The following is a 2,643-nucleotide window of genomic DNA, read 5'->3' on the forward strand; positions in this document are numbered from 1 at the left end:
TGAATATTCCGGTAATGTTTGACCCACCATTCCGGTAATGGTTTGACCCAGGGATTCCGGTAATCATTTGACCCACCCCGTATTCAAAGTAGGTCATATTCCGGTAATTGTCTGACCCACCCTGTCGTCCGTTTCCGAGCAAAATTCCGGTAATGGTTTGACCCACCCTTGGAGTGGTTGGGATTTGATGCAAACAGGTATCTGTTTAAGGGTTTAATCCTTAAGCCATGCCACAACCACTTCGTATGCATCAGATCAAGCGCCTAATAGAACTACATCTTCAAGGAAGAAGTATTCGTCAGCTTAACAAACTGACAGGGATAAGTCGTAATACTGTTCGCGATTATCTGCGTAAACTTTTGCAATGTGGCAGGTCACTGGCCGACCTGTTAGCTGTTGATGACGCAGAACTTCTCACGATCGTACAAACTGAAGAGCCCAGCAACAATGCAGGGCGTTTGATAGATCATCGATTCGATTCAATCAAGCATAGACTGGATTATTACTGCAGCGAACTGAGTCGTCGCGGTGTAACACGTAGCTTGTTATGGGAGGAGTACAAGGCAGATCATCCGGATGGATATGGCTACTCTCAATTCTGCGAACATCTGTCGCGCCATCTCAAACGTGATTCAGCCGTGATGCATTTTACTCACAAGCCAGGAGAAGTGATGCAAGTGGACTTTGCTGGCGGTAAACTTGGTTATGTAGATCCGAACTCTGGTGAGTGGATGTCTTGTGAGGTATTGATCTGCGTGTTACCCTTTAGCCACTTCATTTATGCTGAAGCGTTGAGAAGCCAAAGGCAGGAGGATTTTATTAAAGGGTTCGGCAATGCGCTGACCTATATCGGAGGTGTCCCAGGTTGCATTAAATGCGATAACATGAGGATTGCCGTGATCAGGGCGCATCGTTACGAACCGGTGTTTACAGAGGCTATGGAATTTTTAGCTGCTCATTATGGCACTACCATTGTCACTGCACGTGTTCGAAAACCACGAGACAAACCTAGTGTGGAGAAGGGAGTAGACGTGGCTTATAAAAAGCTCTATGCTCCCTTGCGTGACCAGGTCTTTACCAGTATTGAACAACTCAATGCAGCCCTTCGCAAACAGTTGGAGGTACTCAATAACCAACCTTTTAAAGCGAGGGAAGGTACACGCCGACAACAATTTGATGAGTTTGAAAGGCCATTGCTGAAGTCTTTGCCGACATCTGTATACCTCATACGAAACGTCACAGAAGCTACCGTTCAGCGTAATTATCATGTAATCGTTGGGCAGGATCGACATCAATACAGCGTGCCCTACACGCTTATAGGGAAACGACTGAAGGTTATCTATACCGTGGATACTGTGGATATTTATGATGGCCTTACGCGTGTGGCCCTTCACAGGCGTAATTATCAGAAATATGGTTATACCACTCTTGCAGACCATATGCCAGAGCGGCACAAGCATGTCCTAGACCAGCAAGGATGGAATGCTGAGGACTTTGAGAAGCATGCCAGCTTCGTGGGTCCTGCAACGTTGAAGGTTATTCAACGAGTTCTTCAGTCCAGATCCTTTTATGCTCAGACTTACACCACTTGCTTAGGAATACTTCGCCTGAAGAAGAAGTATAGCAAGGAACGACTGGAAAGCGCCTGCCAACGCATACAAGACGCACCTACCGTGAGCTTCCGGATCGTCGAGAATGTATTGAAGAATCACCTTGATAAAAGCGCATCCGATACTGTCTATAATCCACCTCTCCACAGGCAAATACGGGGGCCGCAATCATATCAATAAAAACTTAACACCAATACTCAATGAACTCACAAGCAACTTTACAACAGCTCCGCGACCTTCGTTTAGACGGAATGGCCCGGAGCTATGAATCAATTTTGCAACTCCCGACACATAAACATCCCGAAGGGCATGTGTTACTTGCGCAGCTTACTGATGCCGAAAGACAAAATCGCAAGCAGTACAAAACCCAGCTCTTCCTGAAGCTCAGCAAGCTTCGCTTCAGTGCTAGTCTTGAGGAATTATCCTATAGCAAAGAAAGAAACCTATCTAAGGACCAGATTGCTCAAATGGCCGATTGCAGCTTCATTGATCGCGCGGAAAACATACTGATTAGTGGAGCCACCGGTGCAGGTAAAAGCTTTTTGGCTTGCGCCCTAGGTCATCAGGCTTGTGTGATGGGCTACAAGGTTCTATACCTTAACCTGAATCGCTTCACTGAAAAGATAATGGTGGCCAAACTGGACGGCTCTTTTGTGAAGCTCCTCAATCAACTTGAAAGGGTTAAGCTCCTTGTACTGGACGACTTCGGGCTGGCTCCGTTAGATCAAAACACGCGGCTTGCCTTGCTCCAAATATTAGAAGATCGATACGCAAAGAAGTCTGTCATCATAGCTTCACAACTACCGATCTCCAAATGGCACGAATACATCGGTGAACCAACACTTGCCGATGCAATTATGGATCGACTGTTCGCTAACGCACATCGGTTCGAGCTCAAGGGCGAATCGTTACGCAGAAAATCAACCAATAACTCTTCAAAAAAATAATAACTTTAAACACATCAAATCTCCCACGCCATAGGGTGGGTCAAACCATTAGCGGAATAGGTGGGTCAAAGCGTCCGGAATTATCA

At 46.2% G+C, this 2,643-nt stretch carries 3 protein-coding genes; 2 read left to right on the top strand and 1 reads right to left on the bottom strand.

The genetic code is table 11. From position 1 onward, the window contains the following. Positions 1-193, bottom strand: a 193-nt coding sequence (locus tag WBG78_RS30655; protein WP_337330361.1) for a hypothetical protein, incomplete at its 3' end; no start/stop codon positions are given. A 34-nt stretch (positions 194-227) separates the two neighbouring features. On the opposite strand from WBG78_RS30655, the gene istA reads away from it, so the two are divergent. Together istA and istB are read left to right on the top strand one after the other, a co-directional pair. Next, positions 228-1,790, top strand: coding sequence for an IS21 family transposase (istA, locus tag WBG78_RS30660; RefSeq protein ID WP_337330362.1), 1,563 nt, complete (start codon positions 228-230; stop codon positions 1,788-1,790). A gap of 20 nt (positions 1,791-1,810) precedes the next feature. Further along, on the top strand, positions 1,811-2,557 hold the full coding sequence (gene istB / locus WBG78_RS30665; protein ID WP_337330363.1) for an IS21-like element helper ATPase IstB: 747 nt from the start codon (positions 1,811-1,813) through the stop codon (positions 2,555-2,557). Positions 2,558-2,643: the final 86 nt, after the last annotated feature.

The organism is Chryseolinea sp. T2, from assembly GCF_037203685.1.
GTDB lineage: Bacteria > Bacteroidota > Bacteroidia > Cytophagales > Cyclobacteriaceae > Chryseolinea.

Coding starts and splice junctions, on each gene's coding strand:
- istA (WP_337330362.1), top strand. CDS start 228: ATGCCACAACCACTTCGTATGCATCAGATCAAGCGCCTAATAGAACTA.
- istB (WP_337330363.1), top strand. CDS start 1,811: ATGAACTCACAAGCAACTTTACAACAGCTCCGCGACCTTCGTTTAGAC.